The following is a 17,024-nucleotide window of genomic DNA, read 5'->3' as shown; positions in this document are numbered from 1 at the left end:
TTATACAAAAAACACCACAAGGGTAATAATTACGGCCAATGCCGCTAGCTTGCAAAATAACTTAGCTAAGCTTTTGTTTCTTTTTATTAAATCGTCTTTGTAAGCTTGCTTCAAATATACTGCTTGTAGGTCTGAAAAGCCTTTACAATGCGGACACTCTGGCTCAAGGTCATTAACTTCTAAGCCACAACGTGTACAAGGTTTACTGCGAATTAAACCAAGGCGAAACATTCACTTGTCCTTTGATTTAAACTCCATAGCTGAATTTACTGTATCTTAGCTGCTACTCGAAAACCAGCACTGGCATTGTGTATGCGCTCATACTCCTTTAAAATAGCGCACTTGCATATCATCGAGGCTGGCTGTGTTACTCAATTATAATCCCCCAATGACACCTTATTTAAGTATTGTTTATCAAGACGATGACTTGCTTATTGTGAATAAACCAAGTGGTTTACTTACTGTGCCGGGAAAAGATCCAAAACACGCCGACTGCCTTATTGCTCGCATTAATCGCGTTTTTCCAACGGCAAAAATTGTTCATCGCCTTGATATGGCGACCTCTGGCATTATTTGTTTAGCCATGCACAAAGAAGCGCATCGTAATTTAAGCATTCAGTTTCAAGATAGAAAAACTGCAAAACGCTACATTGCTCGTGTATTTGGTAAGCTTGAGCAAGAAACTGGATCGGTAGATTTACCACTTATTTGTGATTGGCCGAACCGACCAAAGCAAATGGTTGATCACGATAATGGCAAACCGTCATTAACCCATTTTAAAGTGCTTGAATATGAACAGAATGCAACTCGTGTTGAGCTTACCCCTATTACTGGGCGTTCTCACCAACTACGTGTGCATATGCTGTCATTGGGTCACCCTATTTTAGGCGATAAGTTGTATGCTCACCCCGAGGCATTCGCCATGGCCCCTCGCTTACAACTGCATGCTGAAATGCTAACCTTAGCTCACCCAGCCAGCGGTGAAACATTGATTTTTGAAGCCGCTCCTGAGTTTTAAGACAATTCGCTAAATATTTAATAAATACTGCCGATAGTTAATCAATAACTGATTTAATTAAAGACTCAGGTAATATCGGCATGAATTTAAAACCCGTACATCGCTTACTTTACGCAGCCTGTTTTGCGTTGATGGGTAATGTGAATGCTGCCGATTTTATTAAACCCACCCCTTGGTCAAGTTTGGTCACTAACGATATTCAACGCTTTTTACCAAGCGATGAAGTACGCACTCTACTTGCTGGTGAAGATGAGTTCATTAGCTTATATCGTCAATCGATGGCAGCCAGTCAACGCGGCATTGTGCTAATCATTCCTGATTGGCAGCACTTACCCACTAATAATGCTGGTATTAACTTTTTGCGCAAGCAGTTAAACGAAATTGGCTATGCAACCCTTGCCATGACCATGCCTGACATTGATTGGCATCCTGCCGATATGGCAACGCCCGAGTCACCTGAGAGCTCTGAACATGAGTCAACACAAACTGTTGAACAAAGCGATGAGCAAGCAGCTTCTGCTCCACCAGCCCAAACGCAACAAGCGCCGCATTTTGTTACGGGTGAGCCCAATATCAGTGAAGCCGTACTTGATGATTACAAATTAAAGCTAATTGCCAGATTCAATGCCTTGTATAACAGTGCAATGGATGAAGGCGGCAATATTATTGTGGTGGCACAAGGTGCCAGTGCGGGGCTATTGATAGAGCATTATGCTAGCTTTCCAAATAACGAACTAAACGCTTTTATTAGCCTAGGTAGTTATTTACCTAACAGTGTTCGTAACCAGCATCTCAATGCCACGCTTTCGACTATCAGCCCACCGTTACTGGATATTTTTTACAGCGAGGGTAACCCTGACACCCTGCAAAGTGTTAAAGACAGAAAACGCTGGGTAAGAAAACACGCTAAATATGACTACCGACAAAGAGAGTTATTTGGTGTGCCTTCAGAGCCTGAGCAGCACCAGCGGCTGCTTAAAGAGGTAGACGGCTTTTTACGCCGCCTTTTTTAAATACTCATAAGCCGCTTGAATATCTTGGCTTTTCTTTACCGCAACTTCCATCATGTGTTTTGGTAAACCTTGCGATACCAGCTTATCGGGGTGATGCTGAGCCATGAGCTTTCGATAGGCTACTTTAATATCTCTCGAAGAAGCATCACTGTTTAAGCCTAATAGAGCCAACGCTTGGGCGCGGTTCATACCATTATTCGGTGGCACACTGTGCCCTCTTTGTTCACTATGACTGCTGCGATTTTGCTGGCTTTGTTGACGCTGCTGTTCATAAAAACGCTGTTGTTGCTGACGAAATGCAAATTCGGCTTGGTAGCGTTTTAATAAAAATGCGAACTGAGTACGTGAAATACCTAACTGCTTGCTCACCTCTTGCAATAGCTGCTTTTCTTGCTCTGCAAGGTGGCCATCTGAAAAGGCCATTTGAATTTGTATTTCGAGGAACAGTTGCAATAAATCATGGCGTCGAGCAAAGCGCTCTTTAAAGTCATGAACGGTTTCTTTTAATGAAAAGTCGCTTTCTTTACCACTACGAAAGGCATCTTGTGCTTCTCTGCGCTCATCACCTGATAGGCCCATTTCGTCCATAAACAAACTTGCCGCACGGATATGCGTTTCACTAACGCGGCCATTCGATTTGGCGATATGCCCCATCACCGCAAAACAGCTAGAAAAGAAAAGTGCTTGGCGCTCGTTAATATCATCGCCTTTAAACAAACCAGAAAAACCACCTGCTTTATCAAAGTCTTGTTTTAAGCTGCGATCGAACATATGGCCTAGGTATAGGCCTAGTAAGGCTCCTATAAATTTGCCAAACATAAAGCCAAAACAAAAACCGAGTACTTTTCCCCACATAATTTGGCAAACCTCTGTTGTTATTACAAAGCGAAACGTTGATTGATTTCGTCGAGTCTGGCAGGCGTGCCAATATCATCCCATTGCCCCAAATAAAGCTCAGTCGAAACTTGATGTTCACTGAGCTTTTCTCGCAAAATGGGCCCAAGTGGACGAATACCTACGCTTAGACCTTTAAAGAAATCAGCATGATAGCGACTTATACCGGAAAAAGTATACTTTTGACTATCTGGGCTTAGGTGACTCAGTGCAAAATCACCATCAGGGTTATGCGCAGGATTTTCAACAAGGACAATATGCGCCTCCCCTGCTTGCAGATGAAGCTGCATCAACGAAGTCACATCATAATCAGTAAACACATCACCATTGATGACAATAAATTGCTCACCCAATAACGGCAATGCTTGAATGATGCCCCCGGCGGTTTCAAGCCCCCCAGCCTGCTCTTGGCTGTAAGTGATCGATACACCAAACTGCGAACCATTACCGAAATACTCTGTTATTTTGTCACCTTGCCAGGCAAGGTTAATGACAATATCGGTAATGCCTGCTTGGCGTAAGTTATTAATATGATGCTCTAATAATGGCTTGCCGTTAATCTTTAGCATCGGCTTTGGCATCGTTTCTGTTAGCGGCATCATGCGTTTACCACGGCCCGCCGCTAGGATCATTGCTTTCATTTGGACTCTTTAGTTAAACGCTGCTTAGTCTGTGGAATAATAGTCTGCTCTATCCACTGGCCAAGGGCTGTTAACTCTGGGTATTCTTTACTGACATTACTAATGTATGTAAGGGTTGGCAGCACATTATTCAAATAACCAGACTTACCGTCACGTAATTTTAAGCGGCAAAATATACCTGCAGCTTTTAAATGACGCTGCACGCCGGTTAAGTCAAACCAGCGCTTAAACATCGCAAATGAGGTGTCTTGCAATAGCTGTTGCTCGCTGAATTCGTCATAAGCGTAATGTAAAAGGTAATCTAGCTCTTGCTCTGGTAACTTGAAATAGCAATCCCTTAATAACGACACAAGGTCATAACACACTGGCCCTTGTACCGCATCTTGATAATCGATAATTGCCCATTGCTGCCCCGTGCGCATAATATTGCGGCTATGGAAGTCTCGGTGCACTGTAACAATTGGTTGTTCAAGGGCATTGTTAACTAATAACTCACAAGCCTGTTGCCACATTTGCTGCTCATCAGCAGAAAGTTGCTCACCAATAAAGTTATCGACTAACCAATCTCTAAAAATGCTCAGTTCAAATTGTAAAAACTCGCCATCAAATACTTTCATGTATTGGGCTGGCGGGATTTGCGCCCATTGTGCACTTAACTTTATTAGATGTTTGTAGTGTAAAGTGCGGTCTTCGTCGCCCAGTAAATCAGCCAAATGAGTATTGCCTAAATCACTCAGCAAGAAGAAGCCTTGCTTTTCATCTGCTTGAAGAATTTTTGGTAATTTAAAGCCATGCTGAGAAAACACTTTATTGAGTTCTATATAAGGCGTGTTATCTAATTTATCTGGATCTGAGTCCATGACAATATAGCTCTGATCACTTGTGTTTACGCGGAAATAACGGCGAAAACTCGCATCCCCAGTGATGGCGGCTAATTGATATTCATCCTCTTTAAAATGAGGATTCAAAAACTGCTGTAAACTTTTATAACGATTCATTTAGTAAGATATCTATTTTTCACTAAGTCAATTACTGTATTTGCCATTGTTTTCCTTTATTATGTCTAGCTTATATCCAACCAAAGAGCATTAAGGTCATTAAATGAGCAAAACCTGGGGCATAATGATGCTAAGCGTACTTAGCGCACCATCGTTCGCCGAAACTGAACTGACACACAATTTTTGTGGCACTTCAATGCAAACCAGAGCTTGGCAACCGCTCCCTGGCCTTGAACTTAATATGATCGATATCAAATCCGATGATATTGAACTATTGGGTACCCAAAGCGCAGAATTTACCGGTAATGTAGATATTAACACCCTAACGATGAATTTGTCCGCACAAAGTGCACTGATTGACAAACAACGTGGGTTACTTAATGCAACCGGCCCTATCGTTTATCGCGATAAAGTAAGCCAAATTAATAGTTCTGGGCTCAATGCGGATTTAAATAATTCTGAATTAAGCTTGCTTGGTGCTGATTATAAGCTCACCGACCAACTTGGTCATGGTGGCGCAGAAAAACTAACAGTCAACGAGTCTGGCCTAAACCTGATGAACGCAAGCTTTACTACCTGTCCGGGCGAAACACCTGTGTGGGCGATTGAAGCTGACGAAATTGACTTATCAAGCGAAGATGGCTGGGGCGAGACCCACAATACCGTATTACGGTTATTTGATACGCCAGTTCTTTATGTTCCTTATTTTACGTTTCCGTTAGATGACCGTCGTAAATCAGGTTTATTAACGCCTAACTTCTCTAGTTCAGGCCGCTACGGTATTGAAACTATCACTCCGTATTACTGGAATATTGCTCCAAATTACGACGCCACCATTACGCCTCGCTACATGTCTAAACGCGGTTTGCAAATGATTGGTGAGTTTCGTTATTTAACTGAGCAAAACAACGGTCTCATTGCCGTTGAGTATCTAGATAAAGATGATGAAGAGCCAAATGTTGACTCGCGTTATCTATTCCATTGGCAACAGCAAAGTTACTTTGGTGAAAACTGGCGCGGTAATATCGATATTACTAACGTTAGTGATGATAACTACTTAACCGATTTAAATTCTGGCTATGCGACTCGCACAGATACTCAGTTATACCGTACAGGTTCACTCACCCACTTAGGTGACACTTGGCGCACCAATATTAAGCTACAGAGTTTTGAAGTACTTGGTGATCACCGCGAATCGTATGCGGCACTGCCACAAATTAGTTTTTCGCAAACTGATGCGTATGATTTTTATGGTGTTGATTTAACCCTTGATGGTGAGCTTAGTTATTTCACGAATGATGATGCCGTCATTGATGAAGCAAGCCGTGTTCACATAGAACCTAAAGCAAGCTTTGGTTATCAGGAATACGCATGGTCATTTTTATCTGAGTTCAGCGTATTACATACTGAATATAACCAGCATGGCGATTTAGCAGGGACAGACTACGACGAAAAAGTCACCCGTACCCTGCCAAAAGTGCGTTTATACAGCCAATTAAATTTTGAACGTGATACTGCGTTTTTCTTTAAAGATGGTATTCAAACTCTTGAGCCACAAATTCAGTACTTGTATACGCCAAATAAAGACCAATCCAATATTGGCCTTTACGATACGGCAAAATTACAAGATGACTTTTTTGGTTTATTTAGAGATCGTCGTTTCTCAAGTATCGACCGTATTGCTACTGCGAACCAATTTACGTTAGGTGCGACTACTCGCTTATTTAGCAATGAAAACGAAGAAGTATTTAATTTCAGCGCAGGCCAAATCTTCTATTTAAGTGATGATGCCAAGCCTACATCACAAGGTATTAATGTTGATACTAACTACAATGCCTTGTTCGCAGCGCAAACCATGTTACATTGGCACCGTCGCTGGTATCTATCAGGTGGTATTCAATACGACACTGATGGTAAAGAAATTATTCAATCAAATATCACCTTAGATTATAAAGGTGACGATAAACAGCTCGTGCAATTGAACCATCGCTATGCAAATGATGTCTCAGGCAATACAATCGAGCAAGTTGGTCTATTTACCAGCATTCCGCTATCGCAAGATTGGCAGTTTGTTGGCAGCTATCACCGCGATTTAGAAAGTGGTCGTAGCATTGAGGTTTTCAGCGGTCTTCAGTATGAATCGTGCTGTTGGGCGTTTCAAATCACAGGCCGTCGTCAAATCGAAACTGATTTAAACCAGGCGATTGGTCAAGAGCAAGCAACCTTTGATACCAGTATTGGCTTCAATATCGTATTAAAAGGGCTTGGAAGTAAAAGCCGTTATGATGCACAAAAATTATTACAACAAGGTATTTTTGGCTATCGTAGACCGTATTTTCTTAATAACTAGTACCGCAGTACTATTAGCAAGAGTATTAGAAAAAGTATGAATTTAAAAAAATTATTTGCATCTGCATTATTAACAGTTGGCCTTTGCCAAAGCGTTTTCGCAAAACCTGTCGAAATTGACAAAGTCGTTGGTGTAGTTAACCAAGGTGTTATTTTACAAAGTGAAGTAGACACCATTATCAATCGCGTAAAAACTCAAGCGCAAGAGCAAGGTCAGCAATTACCTTCTGATGATACGCTTCGCATTCAAGCAATCGAGCGTTTGGTTAGTCAAGAATTAATGATGCAGCTGGCATCAAGAATGGGCCTGGAAATTTCAGACTCTCAATTAGACCAAACACTAGAAAATATGGCTCGCGAGCAAGGTGGTACAATCGCTGATTTACGCCGCACTATTGAAGCAGCTGGGGACAGTTACCCTGCCTACCGCGAAGAAATTCGTAAAGAAATTACCACGCAACAAGTCACTCGTATGAATGTCGATCGCCGTATATATATTAGTGAGCAAGAGATTGATAACCTTTTAAAAATTATGGAAACTCAAGGTAAGAATGCCGAAGAGTATGATATTGGTCACATCTTGATTGATATACCAAGTGATGCGACAGCTGATGAAATCGCCAGTGCCAAAACTCGAGCAGATAAAGTTATCGAGTTTTTAAAAGAAGGCAAAGAGTTCAAGCGTATCGCTATTTCATCTTCTAGCGGTTCAAAAGCCCTTGAAGGTGGTCAGCTAGGTTGGATGAGCATTAACGAAATGCCATCACTATTTGCTGAAGCAGTTAAAGGCCATAAAAAAGACGATATCGTTGGCCCGCTTCGTTCTGGCGCTGGTTTCCACATTATTAAAGTGCAAGATATTCGTGGCCGTCAAGTTGTTGAAACTACAGAAGTTCGTTCACGCCACATCTTAATTAAGCCTTCTATCATCTTAAGCGAAGAAAAAGCGCGTGACATGCTAAAAGGTTTTGCAAAAGAGCTACGTGAAGGTAAAGCTGACTTTGGTGAACTAGCTAAAGAGTACTCTGAAGATCCGGGTTCAGCATTAAAAGGGGGTGAGTACGATTGGACTGATCCAAGCACCTATGTACCAGAATTCAAAAATACCCTGCTTTCTCTAGATAAAAATGAAATCAGTGAGCCATTCAGAACACAGTTTGGTTGGCACATTGTACAGCTACTTGATAAGCGTGTAGCTGATAAAACAGAGCAAGCTAAGCGTAATCGCGCTCACCAATTACTGTTTAATCGTAAATTTAAAGAAGAAAGTTTCAACTGGCAGCAAGAAATGCGTGAACAAGCGCACGTTGATATTTTCCCAACAGAATAAAAATTATGACCATTAGAATTGCAATTACCCCAGGTGAGCCAGCCGGTATTGGCCCTGATTTACTTATCAAGTTAGCCCAGCACCAGTGGGATGCCCAACTGGTGGTGATTGCTGATGGCGCGCTGTTAAAACAGCGCTCTAAGTTGCTTGGTTTAGATATCAATTTAATTGACTTCGATGACAGCCAAGCACCAAGCATTGCCCCTGCAGGCAGCGTTTACTTAAACCAAGTAGATTTAGGCTCTGATGTTGAAGTGGGCGTACTTAATGACGCCAATGGTCAATATGTGCTGGATACACTGCGCATTGCCAGTGAAAAAAATATGGATGGTACCTTTGCCGCTGTTGTTACAGGCCCTGTGCATAAGGGGATTATCAACAAAGCAGGTATCTCATTCAGCGGCCACACTGAGTATTTTGCACAGCAATCGAATACTGCCGATGTAGTGATGTTGTTAGCTACAGAAGGCTTACGCGTGGCGCTTGTTACAACGCATATACCGCTAGCTTATGTATCGCGCGCAATCACCGTTGAGCGTTTAAGTAAAGTTGCCACTATTTTAAACCATGACTTACAAACTAAGTTTGGTATTGAAAAACCGCGTATCCTCGTCTGTGGTCTAAATCCACATGCTGGCGAAGATGGTCATTTAGGCACTGAAGAAATTGATACCATAGCGCCAACTTTAGAGCTGTTAAATAATCAAGGCATGAACTTAATTGGACCATTGCCTGCTGATACCCTGTTCCAAGATAAATACCTTTCGCAAGCAGATGCCGTGCTTGCAATGTATCACGATCAGGGATTACCTGTGCTAAAATACAAAGGTTTCGGCAATTCGGTCAACATCACCCTTGGCCTGCCATTTATTCGCACCTCTGTAGATCACGGTACGGCTCTCGATTTAGCCGGCACAGGTACTGCTGATGTAGGTAGTTTTGAATTAGCGATCCGCGAAGCAATTAAGCTCGCCCATGAAAAAGCACAGAATCAATGACAGATAAAGTACATTTAGGACACCGCGCTCGTAAGCGTTTTGGTCAAAACTTTTTAAACGATGACATGATCATCGACAAAATCGTCACGGCTATCGATCCTAAACCTGAAGACAATTTAGTAGAAATCGGCCCGGGTCTTGGTGCAATCACTGAACCAGTCGCTGATTTAAGTGGCCACCTAACGGTTGTTGAGCTAGATAAAGACTTAGCAGAACGTTTAACGAGCCACCCATTCTTAGGGCCAAAGTTAACAGTGCATCAAGGCGATGCAATGAAATTCGATTTTAGCTCTTTGATCAAGTCTGACGAAAAGTTAAAGATTTTTGGTAACTTACCATACAACGTTTCGACCCCACTGCTCTTCCATTTATTTGAGTTCGCAGATAACGTAGAGCACATGCATTTTATGCTGCAAAAAGAAGTGGTCAAACGTATGGTCGCAGGCCCGGGCAGTAAAGCCTTTGGTCGCTTAAGTGTAATGACGCAATATTACTGTCACGCAATGCCAGTGATTGATGTGCCGCCAGAGTGCTTTAAACCAGCACCTAAAGTAGATTCAGCGGTTATTCGCTTGATCCCTAAAAAGCCTGAGCAACGTTCAGCTAAAAGCACGAAGTTACTAAACACGGTATGTTTAGAAGCCTTTAATCAACGCCGTAAGACTCTGCGTAATAGTTTATCTAACTTACTTACAGCTGAAGAACTAACAAGCATCGGCATTGATATCACTCTGCGTGCTGAAAGCCTGTCTTTACAACAATTTATTGATATAGCTAATTGGATTTATGACAACAAGCAGTAATTTAGGTTCTCCAATTAAGGTGTCGGTTGAGACCTTCTATGTAGAAGGTCAATCAGAGCCTGAACAAGATAAATACGTTTTTGCTTACTCAATCACCATAAAAAACCACAGTTTATGCAGTGCTAAGCTATTGAGTCGTTACTGGTTAATTACCGATGCCAACGGTAAAGAAGTGGAAGTACAAGGTGAAGGGGTTGTGGGTGAAACACCTACCATTGCCCCAGGTGAAAGCTACAAATACACCAGTGGTGCAGTGCTTGATACCCCTGTTGGGACGATGCAAGGCCATTACACCATGCGTAATGAATTTGGCACTGAGTTCGAAGCGCCAATCGAGGTGTTTCGTTTAGCTCGTCCAAACATATTGCATTAGGTAATAATGGCTAACTACGCAATTGGTGACTTACAAGGCTGTTATAGTGAATTTGATGCGTTACTAAAACGTGTCAACTTCAACCCAAGCCAAGATCACCTTTACTTAGTTGGCGATATTGTTGCTCGAGGTCCAGATTCACTCGCTTGCCTCGAGCGCCTTCATACTATGCAAGGCAGTGTAACTATTACTCTTGGTAATCATGATTTACACCTAATTGCTTGTCATTATCTAAATAAACCAGCAAATCCAAAAGATAAGCTTGCTGGTGTTTTTGACAGCCCAAAGCTCCCTGAATATATTCACTTTTTGCAACAACAACCATTAGCGATTTGGCTTGAACGCTATGACATGCTGATAAGCCATGCTGGCTTAAATCCAAATTGGTCAATAAAAAAAGCATTAAAACGCGCTCGCTTTGCCGAAAGTTGCTACCAAGGTAGTGATGCCTATCATTACTTTGCCAATATGTATGAACCCCACCCATTAGAATGGCAATCAACGCTACCTAACGAGGCTAAATTTCGTTATATCGTTAATTACTTCACGCGCATGCGCTTCGTTAATTTGCTTGGTGAACTCGATTTCAGCAATAAAACCAGCATTAGTGAAGATAGCTCAATAATCCCTTGGTTTGAGCATCCGAGTATAAGTAAGCTCAAGCAACAGATCACATTTGGTCATTGGGCTGCTTTAGAAGGTAAAGTTAAAGCCGAAAATATTCATGCCCTCGACACTGGCTGTGTATGGGGAGGCGCGATGACCCTCATGGAACTCAGCAAAAAAGACTGTTTTGTCGAAAAATCCCACTCTTTTATCTAAATAAACTGAAAAATAGCTGAACATCTGTTAGATTTATAACAATTAAAGTTAATTTAATTTTAAGCTAATTAAATTTAAATACTTAACTAATTGGCAACCTTGCCGATAAGTGTTGATTAGTACTATTTTCTGGAATTACATATGAACTTGACCGTTAGACAGCGTATTTGGGGTGGCTTTATTGTTATTACGTTACTCCTGCTATTTATTGGTGGTAACTCGTTGATCAGAATTACCAACATTGATCAATCGACACAGCGAGTTAATCAGCTGTCATTACCGGCCCTCGACAAAAGTTATGAGTTGCAGGTTGAATTCATCCTGATGAGTAAATCAGCGCAAGCTAGTTTTTACACTACATCACAAGATGAATTAGCAACTATTCGCAAGAACTTTACCGAACAGAAAAAGCGTTACGATAGCTCTTATCAAGACCTACAACAAATAGTGAGTAACGACCCTAAATTAAAACAAAGCAGTCAAGAAGTTGAGCAAACTTATAAGCGCTTTGCCAAGTCTGTCGATAACCTTTTTAAGGATAAACAAACTCAACTTGAACTTAACAATACGCTGCGCACCCAGCTTGAAGATATTGAGATCAGCGCAGAAGATGCTAACTCTGTTGTGCTTGATATAATTGATATTGATGGTCTTGAAGAGAACCATTCACGTGCCTACCAAGCTGCTAACAACATGGAAAACAACTTCCAGTCGGTAGTGACTAACAGTACCGATATGCTAACGGTTAAAACTCTTAACACGTTAGATATCGTGAAAAACGAACAAGTTTATTACTTAGAAGAGGTTGAGCGCAGCCTTGGCCTTATTCGCCCAGCTATCATTGAAAGTAATGCTGATTTATATAATGACCTAAACAGTTATGTTGAAAACCTTGTAAATAACGTACGTGGCAACAACAGCCTATCAGCAAATAAAAAGCGTTTAATTGATGCAATTGCACAAACTCAAGCTGAACTTGCAAATGCAGAGAAATCAACAACTGAAGCCCTAAAACAACTTAAAGAGCTTGTTGACCAAGCAACTGTACTTGCTTTTGACTTACAGCAAGATGTAAGTGGTAACGTATCTACAGCAACCATCTGGACTTGGATTGCCATGGTTATCGCCACTTTAATTGCAATTGCTGTTGCAGCAATTACTGTTAGCCGTATTACTAAACCACTTTCTGAAGTAAACCGTATTCTTGATATTGTTGCTAGCGGCGATATGACTCAACGCCTAGACGACTCTGCTAAAGACGAGTTTGGTGAGCTATCACGTAGTTGTAATACGCTAATCGAAAGTTTACGTACGCTTATTCAAGGCATTATCTCTCGCTCTACACAGCTTGCAGCTGCATCTGAAGAAACTTCAGCAATCACTGAAGAATCAAGCCAAGCTATTCGTAATCAACAAGCGCAAGTAGAACAAGCTGCTACAGCAACCACGGAAATGAGCAGCACATCACAAGCGGTAAGCAGCAGTGCTCAACAGGCACTTAGTGAAATCAAGAACGCAGATAAAGAAGCTGACCGTGTTAAAGGTATTTCTTCGCAAAACAAAGCGACTATTGAACAACTTGCTCGTGAAGTTGATGATGCATCACAAGTTATCAATAAGCTACACAAAGATAGCGCATCAATTGGTGGCATCTTAGATGTTATTCGTGGCATTGCAGAGCAAACAAACCTACTTGCACTGAATGCAGCCATTGAAGCTGCACGTGCTGGCGAACAAGGCCGAGGCTTCGCCGTAGTTGCTGACGAGGTACGTTCTCTAGCAAGCAAAACACAAGAGTCGACTCAAGAGATTCAAGCTATGATTGAATCGCTTCAGGTTGGCGCTGAAGCTGCTGTATCGGCAATGTCGAAAGGTAAGCAACAAGCTGAGTCGTGTGTTGAGCAATCAGACCTTGCAAATACCGCCCTTGATTCAATCACAGCAGCCGTTGCGCAAGCTCACAACGTAAGTGAAGAGATCTCGACAGCCGCTCACGAACAGCAACAAGTATCGCAAGAAATTAGCGAACGCTTAGAGTCAATTGTGGCAATTGCAGAGCAAACAGCTGAGGGCGCAAACCAAACCAATATTTCAAGTTCAGAAGTTGCTAAATTAGCGGAAGAACTACGTTTATCGGTAGACGCGTTTAAAGTTTAAGAAGCTGTAAACGAGTTACGAGTTACGAGTTACGAGTTACGAGTTACGAGTTACGNNNTACGAGTTACGAGTTACGAGTTACGAGTTACGAGTTACGAGTTAACAAAGATAGAAGCCGTGTTTGTGAAAACAAACACGGTTTTTTGTATGTATTCATAGCAATTCGCTTAATTAAATGATCTTTTGGAGGTGATTACTCTTAATATTTTCCTACCTCCCCCATGCAGGCGCATTATTTAATACAAAATAATAACGAATTATTGCGAGTAGGTATGATACCAATTCGCTTAATTAAGTAGCAATAAAACCTCGTTGATAGCAAGGCAAAAATTTCGTTATTTAGTTGCTCTAAATCAGAAATTTTTAACGCAGATAGCGATAGGTTTAATCCCTCAAAATGATTAAGTATTATTGCGGATTGGTATGAAGTTAACGAAGCGTTTTTCAGGCATAAAAAAACCGCAACGAGTGCGGTTTCTTAAATTCTATTGGCGTTTCAATTAAAGGCCTGCGCGGTCTTTAATAACAGCGATTAGTGGAGAACCACCGTGGCCGTTTGATTCTGCCCATGCGATGTCTGCACCGTCTGCTAAAGAGCTTTTAGATAAGTTCTTAACGATGTATTCACCAGCATCCGCAGCGCCGCTTTCAATTGCATGACGAAGCATATTGTTGCCGTTACATTTTACAGCATCAAAGATGTTACGAATTTTCACACGTGAGCTTTTAAGCTTACTACGTAAACGGTTTTTATCATCAGCTGCGATGTACTCACAGATAGAAACCGCTAATTGATCATCAGCTTTTGCTGGTGCTGTATACGCAACTGACGCTGAAACAACAGCCGCTGCAAGTAACATATTTGGTAACTTCATCATATTTTGCCCTTATGTAATACTTTCTTCTTACCAAGATTGTGTAATATTGTACCAACTAATTAATTTTACCGCAATAATGTTACGAGTTTTTATACAGGGTTACAAAAGTATACGAGTAAGGGTTTTTGTTATCAGGCTGATGCTTTTCTTGCTCGGCAACTGTCCAATTAGCAACACTTTCGTAATCTGGAAACTGCGTATCACCGGCCACTTCAAGGTCGATGAATGTTAAGTATAGACGATCTGCTTGAGATAGAAATTGTTCGTATATATTTCCGCCACCTATAATCATTACTTCTTCAACATCAGCAACCAATTCCAGCGCAGCCTCTGGTGAAGTAACCACCTCAATACCTTCAGCTGTGTAATCAGCATTACGCGTGATAATAATATTTTGACGACCTGGTAAAGGCCGACCTATTGATTCAAATGTTTTACGGCCCATGATCACAGGCTTTGCCATGGTTACTTTTTTAAAGTGTTGCAGATCGGCGGGTAAATGCCATGGCATTTGGTTGTCTTGGCCAATTACTCGGTTATTTGCCATAGCAGCAATCATTGAAATTTTCACACTAAACCTTAATACTTTTTTCTTATTAATAAAAAAGGAGCGCATGGCTCCTTTTCAGTTTTAAAATTTTATCGTTGGTAGATAACTTCTACATCGTAGTCATCATCATCCCAGTCGTCATCCCAATCATCATCGTCTTGAGATGTTGCTTTCTGATGATAAGTATCCCACTTAAATTCAACTTCTTCTTTCTCTTCTTCAGCGAATTTCTCTTTCGGCATACTATCAAGTAGCGCCATAATGTCATGACATAGTGCTTGAGTATTTTGCTTATTTGCTGCAGAGATACGGTAAACATTAACCTCTTCACCTAGCTCTTCGGCAATTTCATTACACAGCGCTTCAGCTTCATCTTCTGGTAATAGGTCAATTTTGTTAAATACTAACCAGCGCGGCTTTTCAGCAAGCTTAGGGCTATATTGGTGTAGCTCATTAATAATCGCAAAGGCATTATCAACCGGATTTGTGCCATCAACAGGCATAACATCAATGATATGCAGTAATACACGACAACGCTCTAAGTGCTTTAAGAAGCGAATACCAAGGCCTGCACCATCTGAAGCCCCTTCGATTAGACCTGGAATATCAGCAATTACAAATGACTTATTCGCATCTGGGCGTACTACACCAAGATTAGGAATAAGCGTCGTAAACGGGTAATCTGCCACTTTTGGTTTAGCTGCAGAAACACTGCGGATAAACGTTGATTTACCAGCATTTGGTAAACCAAGTAAGCCAACATCAGCAAGTAGCATTAGCTCTAAGCGTAAGCTGCGAACTTCACCAGGTGTACCTAGTGTTTTTTGACGTGGCGCACGGTTTGTACTTGATTTAAAACGTGCGTTCCCCAAGCCATGGAAACCACCTTTTGCAACAACAACCTTTTGACCATGCTGGGTTAAATCACCTAATGACTCTTCAGTATCAACATCAATGATACGTGTACCAACAGGCACCTTAAGCGTTAAATCAGCGCCTTTTTTACCAGTCATGTTACGGCTTTGGCCATTTGTGCCGCGCTCTGCTTTATGAAAACGCTCAAATTGGTAATCAATTAACGTATTTAAGTTTTCATCGGCTTGTAGATAAACGCTGCCGCCATCGCCGCCGTCGCCGCCATCAGGACCGCCATCTGGTACATATTTTTCACGTCGGAAAGATACGACACCGCTGCCGCCATCACCCGCGTCACAACGAATTTCTACTTCATCTACAAACTTCATGATTACTCACTTTAAGATTGGCTTGTTAATAACTCTATTATATACCTAAGTGCCTTATTCAGCACCCAATGCCAAGGCGCTTAGGTATATATTTATGAGCCTTAAAACAAAAAACCCCGCAAAGGCGGGGTTTTTCAAATATCGAGATGATTACTCAGCTACGATATTTACGTATTTACGGTTTAAAGGACCTTTCTGTTCGAATTGAACTTTACCATCTGCTTTTGCGAAGATAGTGTGGTCTTTACCGATACCTACGTTTGCGCCAGCGTGGAAACGAGTACCACGTTGACGAACAATGATGCTACCCGCTAGAACTGATTCGCCACCAAAACGCTTAACACCTAGGCGTTTGCTTTCTGAATCGCGACCGTTACGAGTACTACCAGCTGCTTTTTTATGTGCCATTTCTCAGTACCTCTAATTAAGCGCTAATGCCAGTGATTTTAACTTCAGTGAACCATTGACGATGGCCCATTTGCTTACGAGAATGCTTACGACGTCTAAATTTAACAATCTTAACTTTCTCACCGCGACCGTGTGAAACAACCTCAGCTGTTACTTTACCACCGTTTACGAACGGTACACCGATCTCGATTTTCTCACCATCAGCAACTAAAAGTACTGAATCAAATTCAACTGCTGCACCAGTTTCAACGTCTAATTTCTCAAGACGAATTGTTTGACCTTCAGTCACACGGTGCTGTTTACCACCACTTTGGAAAACCGCGTACATAATTAACTCCGTCTGTGCGCCCTCAAATCGACGCAACTAAAATATTCTTCAATAGGGCGCGAAGTTTACGCTAATGTGCAAAAACTAGCAAGCCTCTTTTTCGATAAAATGAATAAAAAATAGCTGCATTGAGAGCAATTCAATATTTTCCCCTATTCTATCCTAAAAACACCACATGCCAAGCGGTTTTTACGATCTCATGACAATTAAATTACGCTAA

The 17,024-nt window shown here is 41.5% G+C and carries 18 protein-coding genes; 9 read left to right on the top strand and 9 right to left on the bottom strand.

Annotated features, from left to right (window positions below; all coding sequences use genetic code 11):
- Window positions 1-231: a hypothetical protein gene (locus AN213_RS04690; RefSeq protein ID WP_055197672.1), complete on the bottom strand. Its 231-nt coding sequence runs from the start codon at window positions 229-231 to the stop codon at window positions 1-3.
- A 133-nt stretch (window positions 232-364) separates the two neighbouring features.
- Between AN213_RS04690 and rluA the strand changes: the two genes are divergently transcribed.
- Together rluA and AN213_RS04680 are read left to right on the top strand one after the other, a co-directional pair.
- On the top strand, window positions 365-1,018 hold the full coding sequence (gene rluA, locus AN213_RS04685; protein ID WP_082401641.1) for a bifunctional tRNA pseudouridine(32) synthase/23S rRNA pseudouridine(746) synthase RluA: 654 nt from the start codon (window positions 365-367) through the stop codon (window positions 1,016-1,018).
- Between the two features lie 80 nt (window positions 1,019-1,098).
- Window positions 1,099-2,031 carry a DUF3530 family protein gene (locus AN213_RS04680; protein ID WP_055197669.1) on the top strand — a complete coding sequence of 311 codons (933 nt, stop codon included), beginning with the start codon at window positions 1,099-1,101 and terminating at the stop codon, window positions 2,029-2,031.
- Here AN213_RS04680 and djlA read toward each other — a convergent pair.
- Genes djlA through AN213_RS04665 form a run of 3 tightly spaced genes read right to left on the bottom strand, consistent with a single transcriptional unit; the run spans window position 2,014 to window position 4,564 of the window.
- Entirely contained in the window at window positions 2,014-2,886 is an 873-nt protein-coding gene (gene djlA / locus AN213_RS04675; RefSeq protein WP_055197666.1) for a co-chaperone DjlA, read from the bottom strand. The two genes, AN213_RS04680 and djlA, sit on opposite strands and share 18 nt — an antisense overlap.
- A 23-nt stretch (window positions 2,887-2,909) precedes the next feature.
- Window positions 2,910-3,566: an N-acetylmuramate alpha-1-phosphate uridylyltransferase MurU gene (murU, locus tag AN213_RS04670; RefSeq protein WP_055197664.1), complete on the bottom strand. Its 657-nt coding sequence runs from the start codon at window positions 3,564-3,566 to the stop codon at window positions 2,910-2,912.
- Complete coding sequence (locus tag AN213_RS04665; RefSeq protein ID WP_054562769.1) at window positions 3,563-4,564, bottom strand: aminoglycoside phosphotransferase family protein; 1,002 nt, start codon at window positions 4,562-4,564, stop codon at window positions 3,563-3,565. Before AN213_RS04665 ends, murU begins: the two co-directional genes overlap by 4 nt.
- A 103-nt stretch (window positions 4,565-4,667) precedes the next feature.
- On the opposite strand from AN213_RS04665, the gene lptD reads away from it, so the two are divergent.
- The 7 genes from lptD to AN213_RS04630 all read left to right on the top strand — a co-directional run bounded on the left by lptD (window position 4,668) and on the right by AN213_RS04630 (window position 13,396).
- Window positions 4,668-6,914 carry an LPS assembly protein LptD gene (gene lptD, locus AN213_RS04660; protein ID WP_055197662.1) on the top strand — a complete coding sequence of 749 codons (2,247 nt, stop codon included), beginning with the start codon at window positions 4,668-4,670 and terminating at the stop codon, window positions 6,912-6,914.
- Between the two features lie 36 nt (window positions 6,915-6,950).
- Complete coding sequence (gene surA, locus AN213_RS04655; protein ID WP_055197660.1) at window positions 6,951-8,243, top strand: peptidylprolyl isomerase SurA; 1,293 nt, start codon at window positions 6,951-6,953, stop codon at window positions 8,241-8,243.
- Between the two features lie 5 nt (window positions 8,244-8,248).
- Complete coding sequence (gene pdxA / locus AN213_RS04650) at window positions 8,249-9,241, top strand: 4-hydroxythreonine-4-phosphate dehydrogenase PdxA (protein WP_055197658.1); 993 nt, start codon at window positions 8,249-8,251, stop codon at window positions 9,239-9,241.
- Entirely contained in the window at window positions 9,238-10,044 is an 807-nt protein-coding gene (gene rsmA / locus AN213_RS04645; protein ID WP_054550997.1) for a 16S rRNA (adenine(1518)-N(6)/adenine(1519)-N(6))-dimethyltransferase RsmA, read from the top strand. The genes pdxA and rsmA overlap by 4 nt, the downstream gene beginning before the upstream one ends.
- On the top strand, window positions 10,028-10,417 hold the full coding sequence (gene apaG / locus AN213_RS04640) for a Co2+/Mg2+ efflux protein ApaG (protein ID WP_054550996.1): 390 nt from the start codon (window positions 10,028-10,030) through the stop codon (window positions 10,415-10,417). Before rsmA ends, apaG begins: the two co-directional genes overlap by 17 nt.
- Window positions 10,418-10,423: 6 nt before the next feature.
- Window positions 10,424-11,239, top strand: coding sequence for a symmetrical bis(5'-nucleosyl)-tetraphosphatase (locus AN213_RS04635; RefSeq protein WP_055197656.1), 816 nt, complete (start codon window positions 10,424-10,426; stop codon window positions 11,237-11,239).
- Window positions 11,240-11,380: 141 nt separating this feature from the next.
- The gene (locus AN213_RS04630) at window positions 11,381-13,396 is read left to right on the top strand and encodes a methyl-accepting chemotaxis protein (protein ID WP_054562774.1); all 2,016 of its coding nucleotides are present in this window, start codon (window positions 11,381-11,383) and stop codon (window positions 13,394-13,396) included.
- A gap of 500 nt (window positions 13,397-13,896) precedes the next feature.
- On the opposite strand, the gene AN213_RS04625 is transcribed toward AN213_RS04630, so the two are convergent.
- The 5 genes from AN213_RS04625 to rplU all read right to left on the bottom strand — a co-directional run bounded on the left by AN213_RS04625 (window position 13,897) and on the right by rplU (window position 16,804).
- Window positions 13,897-14,274, bottom strand: a complete 378-nt coding sequence (locus AN213_RS04625) for a DUF3718 domain-containing protein (RefSeq protein WP_054562775.1) — start codon at window positions 14,272-14,274, stop codon at window positions 13,897-13,899.
- Window positions 14,275-14,353: 79 nt separating this feature from the next.
- Complete coding sequence (gene folA, locus AN213_RS04620) at window positions 14,354-14,833, bottom strand: type 3 dihydrofolate reductase (protein WP_082401652.1); 480 nt, start codon at window positions 14,831-14,833, stop codon at window positions 14,354-14,356.
- Window positions 14,834-14,913: 80 nt separating this feature from the next.
- The gene (gene cgtA / locus AN213_RS04615) at window positions 14,914-16,068 is read right to left on the bottom strand and encodes an Obg family GTPase CgtA (protein WP_054562776.1); all 1,155 of its coding nucleotides are present in this window, start codon (window positions 16,066-16,068) and stop codon (window positions 14,914-14,916) included.
- Window positions 16,069-16,218: 150 nt separating this feature from the next.
- Complete coding sequence (gene rpmA, locus AN213_RS04610; RefSeq protein ID WP_054551015.1) at window positions 16,219-16,476, bottom strand: 50S ribosomal protein L27; 258 nt, start codon at window positions 16,474-16,476, stop codon at window positions 16,219-16,221.
- 16 nt (window positions 16,477-16,492) lie between these two features.
- Window positions 16,493-16,804 (bottom strand): 50S ribosomal protein L21, encoded by a 312-nt coding sequence (rplU, locus tag AN213_RS04605; RefSeq protein WP_036965957.1) that lies wholly within the window; start codon window positions 16,802-16,804, stop codon window positions 16,493-16,495.
- Window positions 16,805-17,024 lie beyond the last annotated feature (220 nt).

This window comes from Pseudoalteromonas sp. P1-8 (genome assembly GCF_001399985.1).
Lineage (GTDB): Bacteria > Pseudomonadota > Gammaproteobacteria > Enterobacterales > Alteromonadaceae > Pseudoalteromonas.
The sequence above is the reverse complement of the archived record's forward strand: the minus strand, read 5'-3'. Positions and strand labels throughout refer to the sequence as shown.

Bases quoted from the DNA above. Each gene is read 5' to 3' on its own strand.
- AN213_RS04690 (WP_055197672.1), bottom strand. From the start codon at position 231: ATGTTTCGCCTTGGTTTAATTCGCAGTAAACCTTGTACACGTTGTGGC.
- AN213_RS04635 (WP_055197656.1), top strand. From the start codon at position 10,424: ATGGCTAACTACGCAATTGGTGACTTACAAGGCTGTTATAGTGAATTT.
- apaG (WP_054550996.1), top strand. From the start codon at position 10,028: ATGACAACAAGCAGTAATTTAGGTTCTCCAATTAAGGTGTCGGTTGAG.
- rsmA (WP_054550997.1), top strand. From the start codon at position 9,238: ATGACAGATAAAGTACATTTAGGACACCGCGCTCGTAAGCGTTTTGGT.
- lptD (WP_055197662.1), top strand. From the start codon at position 4,668: ATGAGCAAAACCTGGGGCATAATGATGCTAAGCGTACTTAGCGCACCA.
- cgtA (WP_054562776.1), bottom strand. From the start codon at position 16,068: ATGAAGTTTGTAGATGAAGTAGAAATTCGTTGTGACGCGGGTGATGGC.
- folA (WP_082401652.1), bottom strand. From the start codon at position 14,833: ATGATTGCTGCTATGGCAAATAACCGAGTAATTGGCCAAGACAACCAA.
- pdxA (WP_055197658.1), top strand. From the start codon at position 8,249: ATGACCATTAGAATTGCAATTACCCCAGGTGAGCCAGCCGGTATTGGC.
- murU (WP_055197664.1), bottom strand. From the start codon at position 3,566: ATGAAAGCAATGATCCTAGCGGCGGGCCGTGGTAAACGCATGATGCCG.
- rpmA (WP_054551015.1), bottom strand. From the start codon at position 16,476: ATGGCACATAAAAAAGCAGCTGGTAGTACTCGTAACGGTCGCGATTCA.
- AN213_RS04680 (WP_055197669.1), top strand. From the start codon at position 1,099: ATGAATTTAAAACCCGTACATCGCTTACTTTACGCAGCCTGTTTTGCG.
- AN213_RS04625 (WP_054562775.1), bottom strand. From the start codon at position 14,274: ATGATGAAGTTACCAAATATGTTACTTGCAGCGGCTGTTGTTTCAGCG.
- surA (WP_055197660.1), top strand. From the start codon at position 6,951: ATGAATTTAAAAAAATTATTTGCATCTGCATTATTAACAGTTGGCCTT.
- djlA (WP_055197666.1), bottom strand. From the start codon at position 2,886: ATGTGGGGAAAAGTACTCGGTTTTTGTTTTGGCTTTATGTTTGGCAAA.
- rplU (WP_036965957.1), bottom strand. From the start codon at position 16,804: ATGTACGCGGTTTTCCAAAGTGGTGGTAAACAGCACCGTGTGACTGAA.
- AN213_RS04665 (WP_054562769.1), bottom strand. From the start codon at position 4,564: ATGAATCGTTATAAAAGTTTACAGCAGTTTTTGAATCCTCATTTTAAA.
- AN213_RS04630 (WP_054562774.1), top strand. From the start codon at position 11,381: ATGAACTTGACCGTTAGACAGCGTATTTGGGGTGGCTTTATTGTTATT.